5 protein-coding genes and 1 pseudogene are annotated in these 6,806 nt (G+C 74.5%); 2 read left to right on the top strand and 4 right to left on the bottom strand.

The window, feature by feature from the left end; translation table 11 throughout:
• A pseudogene (locus B7767_RS16735) lies at positions 1-314 on the bottom strand (phage tail sheath family protein); the annotation flags it as partial.
• A gap of 257 nt (positions 315-571) precedes the next feature.
• Here B7767_RS16735 and B7767_RS16730 point away from each other — a divergent pair.
• Positions 572-1,939 carry a ricin-type beta-trefoil lectin domain protein gene (locus B7767_RS16730; protein WP_085572891.1) on the top strand — a complete coding sequence of 456 codons (1,368 nt, stop codon included), beginning with the start codon at positions 572-574 and terminating at the stop codon, positions 1,937-1,939.
• A 30-nt stretch (positions 1,940-1,969) separates the two neighbouring features.
• Here the strand turns inward: B7767_RS16730 and B7767_RS16725 are convergent, their stop codons facing one another.
• The 3 genes from B7767_RS16725 to B7767_RS16715 all read right to left on the bottom strand — a co-directional run bounded on the left by B7767_RS16725 (position 1,970) and on the right by B7767_RS16715 (position 5,520).
• Positions 1,970-4,015 carry an ATP-binding protein gene (locus B7767_RS16725; RefSeq protein WP_085572890.1) on the bottom strand — a complete coding sequence of 682 codons (2,046 nt, stop codon included), beginning with the start codon at positions 4,013-4,015 and terminating at the stop codon, positions 1,970-1,972.
• Positions 4,012-4,656 (bottom strand): DUF4255 domain-containing protein, encoded by a 645-nt coding sequence (locus B7767_RS16720; protein WP_085572889.1) that lies wholly within the window; start codon positions 4,654-4,656, stop codon positions 4,012-4,014. Before B7767_RS16720 ends, B7767_RS16725 begins: the two co-directional genes overlap by 4 nt.
• A gap of 180 nt (positions 4,657-4,836) precedes the next feature.
• Positions 4,837-5,520, bottom strand: a complete 684-nt coding sequence (locus B7767_RS16715) for a response regulator transcription factor (RefSeq protein WP_085572888.1) — start codon at positions 5,518-5,520, stop codon at positions 4,837-4,839.
• A gap of 448 nt (positions 5,521-5,968) precedes the next feature.
• Here B7767_RS16715 and B7767_RS16710 point away from each other — a divergent pair.
• On the top strand, positions 5,969-6,806 hold an 838-nt coding region (locus B7767_RS16710; protein ID WP_256923469.1), incomplete at its 3' end, for an ATP-binding protein.

Raw genomic sequence — 6,806 nt, 5'->3', positions numbered from 1 at the left:
CCGGTCACCGCGGCGGGGGCGCCGGACGCCTCGCCCGCGGCACCGCCCGGGGCGCCGCCGACGCGGACCACGTAGGCCGCGCTGCCGCCGTTGTTGAAGAAGCCGTAGACGGAGTGCGCCAGGTAGTACCCGTCGGTGAAGGCACCGAACGCGGCGACGAACTGGGTCCAGTTGGTCACCAGGGTCGGTTCGTTCAACGGGCCGGACGGTGCGAGCCCGACGAAGGCCGCCACCGATGTCCCCACTCCCTCGATGGGGCGCGAGCCGCTGGCCACCTCCTCGACGTAGACGCCCGGCGACAGGTAGGACGGCATGCTCTGCTCTCCTCGGGGTACGAGTCAGGTCTGTACCCAGCCTCGCGCGCGCGGCGCGCCACCCGGAACGTCTGCGAGTGCCGTGTCCGGGGCACCGCCGTTGCCCGGAAGGGCAAGGGCACGCCGTGTCCGCCCCCGAGGCTGCCCCGAAGGCCGTTCCCCGCCCCGGAGGCCCTGGCAGCCGGGTGCCTTTCCGGGCAGCCGGCCCTGCCTCGGAGTCTCCTGACCCCTCGGGGCGCGCCCCGTAACGTCGATGCGTGACCCTATGGACTTCTCTTGAGCCGGCGTCGACGACGGTGGATCCCGGTGGCGGCACGACGGTGCGGTTGCGGGTGCGCAACACCGGTGACGTGGTGGACGAGTACCGGTTCGAGCCGGTGGGGGATCTCGCGCCGTGGACACGGGTGGAGCCGCAGTCGCTGCGGTTGTACCCGGGGACCACGGGGACGGTGGAGGTGTCGTTCGCCGTGCCGCGGACGCCGGACGCGGTGGCCGGGCCGCATCCGTACGCGGTGCGGATCACGCCGACGGAGCACCCCGAGGCGACGGCCGTACCCGAGGGCAACGTGACGGTCACCCCGTTCACCGAGGTGCGGGCCGAGTTGGTGCCGCCGGTGGTGAAGGGGCGGCTGCGGGGGCGCCCGAAGCTGGCGGTGGACAACCTCGGGAACACGAGGGTGACCGCGTCGATCGGCGGGAGCGACAACGGTGACCAGCTCTCGTTCGACCTGGATCCGGGCAATGTGCAGATCGAGCCCGGCCGGGCGGTGTTCGTCAAGGCGCGGCTGAAGCCGCGGGAGATCATCTGGTTCGGTTCGAAGCAGGAGCGCCCGTACACGCTGGCGGTCCAGCGGTCGGGCGTCGATCCGCTCGGCGTGGAGGGGAAGTTCGTCCAGCGCGGCTTCCTGCCCGGATGGCTGGCCACGGTGCTGGCGATGACGGTGGCGCTGGCGGTCGCGTTCGTGGTGATCTGGCTGACGTACAAGCCCGACGTCCGTTCCCTGGCCACCGAGCAGATGGCGCAGGCCGAGGCCGGTGCGATCCCCGCCCCCAGCCCCGCGCTGTCCGCGCCGGCCGCCCTGCCGAGCGCCGCGCCCTCGCAGGAGGAGAAGGCGCCCGAACAGGAGAAGCCGGCGGACACCGGGGACTCGGCCGGCGCGGGCTCCGAGGAGGAGGAGGAGCAGTCCGGCGGCGGCCAGGAGAAGGAGGACGAGCCGGCCGCACTGGTCGGTGACCTCATCGTGGGCGAAGGGTCCAACCGGTGCATCACCGTCCCGCTGAAGAAGGGCAAGGCGCAGGACGGCACCGCCCTGGTGCTGCAGGACTGCGACCCCGAGGCCGCCAACCAGCGGTGGGACTTCCGGGGCGACGGCACCGTCCGCTCCATGGACATGTGCATGGACGTGGCCTGGGGCTCCGTGGAGGAGGGCGCCCTGATCCAGGTGGCCCGGTGCAGCGGCAACCCCGCCCAGACCTTCGTGACGAGCGCCGAGTCGTACCTCGTCAACCCGCAGTCGGAGAAGTGCGTCGACGCCATGTGGAGCGGCACCGCGAACGGCACGGGGCTGCACCTGTGGAAGCCCGGGGGCACGCCCAACCAGAAGTGGCAGCGGCAGTCGGTCTGACCCCGCGGTGAGCCGCCCCCGCCGGGGCGGCTACCAGGTGCCCTCGCCCGGCACCAGCCGCCCCGCCTTGCGGTACTCCCGTCGCGCGCCCTCCAGCAGGTCGGCCGTGCTGACCGGTCCGCCCCGGTCCGCGGCCGCGTAGGCGGCGGTGACCACGGCGCTGCGGATGGAACCGCCGGCCAGCTCGAAGTCCCGCGCCACCCCGTGCGCGTCGACGCCGTCCGCGCACGGCACGCGGGAGAGGCTGTGCCGCCACAGCGCGAGCCGCTGGCCGGCGTCCGGGAACGGGAAGTCGACCACCAGGTCGAGGCGCCGGGTGAACGCCTCGTCGATGTTGGCCCGCAGGTTGGTGGTGAGCAGCGCGATGCCGTCGAAGGACTCCAGGCGCTGGAGCAGGTAGGCGCTCTCCATGTTGGCGTACCGGTCGTGCGCGTCCTTGACCTCGGACCGCTTGCCGAACACCGCGTCCGCCTCGTCGAAGAGCAGGACGGCGTCGGTGCGGTCCGCCTCGGAGAAGACGCGCTCCAGGTTCTTCTCGGTCTCGCCGACGTACTTGTCCACGATCGAGGAGAGCGACACGACGTACAGGTCCAGGCCCAGTTCGGCGGCGACGACCTCGGCGGACAGGGTCTTGCCGGTGCCCGACTCGCCCGCGAACAGCCCCAGCACGCCCCGGCCCCGGCCGCCGCCGGCGCTGAGCCGCCAGTCGCCGAGCACCCGGTCGCGGTGCCGGGCCCGCCGGGCCAGTTCCCGCAGCTGGTCCAGGGGCGCCTCGGGCAGCACCAGGTCGTCCCAGGTCACCGCCGGCCGGATCCGCCGGGCGTGCTGTTCGAGACCCGAGGTCGACTGCTGGCGTGCGGCGAGCCTGAGGTGGCCGGGGGTGAGGGCGGTGCCGTCGAACGCGGCGAGGCGCCGGGCGGCCCGTACGGCCCGCGCCACCCGGTCCGTGCTCAGGTGGTACGGGGCCACGGTGGCGGCGAGGTCGAAGCCGAGGGGGCCGGAGGGGCCGGCGGACGTGCCCGTACGAGCACCGGGTTCCGCCCCGTCGTCCAGGGCCGCGGCCCAGGTGTCCACGGCGCCCGCTCCCAGCCGGGGGGCGTCCAGGACGAGGGGGTCGTGGTCGCACCACTGCGGGTCGTACGGCCGGGAGCCGGTGAACACCACCGGCACATCGGGCACCGACAGTGCCCGCACGAGTGCCCCCGGGTCGTCCGGGAGCGGGGAGACGACCACGGCGCGGTCCCGCAGCCGGGCCTCGCGCAGCAGGGCGGCCAGCGGTTCCCCGGTGTGCGGCCCCCGGGGGACGTAGTGCAGGGCGCCGTCGGGGAGGGCCCGCGCGGCGTGCGCCAGGCCCTCGCCCTCGCGGTGCTCGCGCAGGTAGACGGTGAGCGGGGCGGCGGCCAGCCGGGCGGCGAGCCGCCCGGTGAAGGTGTCGTCCCCGGGCGTGTCCGCGGTGGACGGCACGGTGAGCGGGCGGACCCGCCCGGTGAGGGAGGGATCCGGGGTGTCGTCACCGAGGAGGTGGGCGAGGAGCCGGCCCGGGACCCGCAGCGACCGGCTGAGGAAGGGGCGTTCCGGTTCGTCGACGTCGAGCAGGGCCAGGGACCGCAGGGGTGCCGAGGGGTGGAAGACGGCGCGGACCTCGGGCCGGTGCACGGGGGCGCCGCACAGGTCGAGCGCGAGCCCGGTGGTGGCGCGGCGGCGGCCCACGTCGTCGTTGAGGTAGCCGTACAGGGGCTCGAAGGAGCGGTCGAGGTCCGGGGCGAGCGCCACGAGCAGCACCGAGACCTCCAGCGGGCGCAGACCGAGCCGCCGCGCGAGCGGACCGAGCCGGTCACCGGGGGGCTCGTCGTCGTCCCCGGTCCCGTCGTCCCCGGTCCCGTCGGGGAACGGCGGGGCGGGGGTGGCGTGGAGGTGGTGCCGTACGGCTTCCTCGGACAGGTACAGGCCGCGGAGCGGGTCGTCGGCGGTCGGGTCGCCGGCGGTGCGGTGCTCGACCAGCAGGGCGACGCGTTCCCGGAGCCGTGTGACGCGCTCCAGGAGCGCCTCGGCCGGGTCGTGGAGGTGGTCGTTCAACGGTTCCGCTTCCCCTGCTCGACGTGGTGCGGACGGTGGCCGCGACCGGGTGAGTCGTCCTGGGCGCCGTCGACCGAGCGGACCCGTACGACCGCGCCCTCGGTGACCGGCGGGCCGGCGTCGTACTCGGGGAAGGACGGGAACGGGACGAGCACCACCAGGTCGAGCGACGGCTTGAGTTCACCGCCGAGCGCGGACCAGATCTCGGCCAGCGACCGCGACTCGGTCTGGGTGCCGGCCACCGACAGCGACACGGAGAGCCCCAGCGCGCCCAGCGCGCCCGGAAGTTCGGCGGGCGGCAGGATCTCGCGGGGCAGCAGCGTGGCCAGTACGGCGGACAGCAGGCGGTGCTCGTCCTGCGGTTGCCGGGTCCAGGCGGTGACCAGGTACGACAGCCGGAACCAGCGCGGGGGCAGACGGCGCTTCACGACCTGGCCGCTGCCGTCGGTGACCGGGACCGCGCCGCGTTCGCGCCGTGAGACCTCCTCGCGGATGTCGTAGAGGTAGGCGTTGAGGGCGGGCGCGTTGCGGCGGGCCGCCCAGTCCCGGGTCGGGGCGTCCAGCGACACCTCGATGCCCGATCCGGCCAGGGCGCCGCTGCTGAGAAGCCCCTTGAGGACCTCGTCCACCTCGTGGATCACCGTCGTACTCCTGCTCTGCCGTGGTGCGGCTCACCGGCTCACCGGCTCACCGGCTGTCGTGCCACCGGGCCGCCGGGCTCCACCGATCGTGCCCGTGGACGCGCGGTGCCGTGCCCGCCCCCTGGGACGGGAGCGGGCACGACGGGCTGCCCGAGAGGGTGAATTCGGTTGCCTGTTCGGTCAGATGTAACCTTCCCGAAGGGCGTACGCGACGGCGTGCGCGCGGTTGCGGAGGTGCAGCCGGGTGGTGATGCCGTGCAACACGTTCTTGACCGTACGTTCGGAGTACGAGAGTTTTCCGGCGATCTCTCCCGTGTCCAGGCCCTCGGAGACGAGGCGCAGCACGTCGGCCTCACGGGCCGTCAGGCCGGAGGAGGGGCCGCCGGGGTGGCCCGCCGAGGTGCGGTGCAGCGTACCCACCTGGTTGATCAGCCGGCCCAGCAGGTCACCGGGGAGGTCCCCGTCGCCCCGGGAGGCCGCCACGACGGCGCGCACCATCCGGTGCGCGGTGGCCTCGTGGCGCCAGACGATCGCGCCGACCCCGCACTCGACCACGTCGAGGAGTTCGTTCTCGCGGATCGCGCCGACCACGAGCACGGCACGGCTGCCGTCACTGCGCACGAGCTTGCGCATCCGGGCCAACAGGCCCTCGTCCAGGTGGTCGTTGATGAGGAGGGCCACGGTGTCCGGACCGGGGCGTCCGTCCTCCACCAGCTCGATGACCGGGTGCCGGCGGAGTTCACTGGCCGCGCCGGCCCGGGAGATGGGGTCCGGGGCGTCGACCACCACCGGGATCCGGGTCCCCTGCCCGGCGGCCGGGGCCGTTTCCGAGGTTCCGAACGAGCTGTGCAACCGATTCCCCATACCCGAGTTGCGGGCACCGCTGTGGTGTCCGCGTCCGATGCTTCGGTCACACACTCCTGTGCCGGGTGGGACGCGGGCAATCGTGGAGAACCACGAGATGCACCACGAGATCAGGCGCACCGCTCACCGGCCGGGCACACGCCGGACACCCCCGGCCGTGCTCCGCGCCCCGCGGTTTTCGGCCGGGCCCGGGGACGGGGTCCGGCTCTGCGGGAATGGAACACGACCCGGTGCGCTTCGTCCATACCTGTGTCAAGGATTCGCCCCCTGTTCGCGTTTCTTGCCTCAACAGGCCGACCGGACCGGTCCGTCGGGGCACCCGCCGGGCCCGTTTCACGTCCTCCGAGGAGGGGCCGGCCGCCGTCCCGTCCGGTCACCCGTGAGATCCGCCCCCGTCACCCGCCCTTGCCCCGCACGTCCACGATCCGCCCCGGCCCAGGAGGAACCGTTGCCCTCAGTGGAACCCCTCAGCGAACGGGACGACGCCCTGCGGACGCTGGCCGCGGAGGCCGAACGCGCCCGTGAGGGTTCGGGCCGCCTGTTCCTGCTGCGCGGTGCCACCGGCACCGGCCGCACCGCCCTCCTGAGGGCCGCCGCGCAGCAGGCGGCGGCCCGGGGCATGTGGGTGCTGCGGGCCCGCTGCGCCCCGGAGAACAGCGGTACGGAGTGGGGCGTCGTCCACCAGCTCTTCGGCGCGGAGGCGGACTTCGTCGACGACCCCCCGGCGGACCCCGGCACCTCCCGGGCCGCGCACCACCGGACACGGTCCGCGCTGCTGTGGCGACTGCTGGAGACGTACGCGGCCGAGGCCCCGCTGTTCGTGGCGGTCGACGACGTGCACGCCGCCGACCCGCTCTCGCGCCGCTGGCTGGCGGAGGCGGTCCGGCTCGTCGACGGGCTGCCGGTGCTCCTGGTGGTCACCGAGCGCAGCCAGTACGACATCGATCCGCCCGGCGCCGGTATCGCCCACGGGCTCTCCCCCGCCCTCGTCCGCACCCACACCCTCGCCCCGCTGAGCGCCGGCGCCGCCGCGGGCCTGGTCCGCGCCGCCTTCCCCGAGGCCGCATCCGACCGGGTGGCCGACTGCGTACGGGCCGGGGCGGGCAACCCGCTGCTGCTGCGCGCCCTGCTGGAGGACCTGTCGTCCGGGGGCGCCGCCGACGGTTCCGCCCCGGCGGCGGCACTGCCGGAGACCTGCGCCGCGCTGTACCCGGGCGCCTACCCGGACGCCGTGTCCTGGTGGCTGGCCGGCGCGGGCGGGGCGACCGCCGGGGTCGCCCGTTCCC

This window comes from Streptomyces sp. 13-12-16 (genome assembly GCF_002114215.1).
In the GTDB taxonomy this organism is placed as follows: domain Bacteria; phylum Actinomycetota; class Actinomycetes; order Streptomycetales; family Streptomycetaceae; genus Streptomyces.
The sequence above is the reverse complement of the archived record's forward strand: the minus strand, read 5'-3'. Positions and strand labels throughout refer to the sequence as shown.

Coding starts and splice junctions, on each gene's coding strand:
- B7767_RS16715 (WP_085572888.1), bottom strand. CDS start 5,520: ATGGGGAATCGGTTGCACAGCTCGTTCGGAACCTCGGAAACGGCCCCG.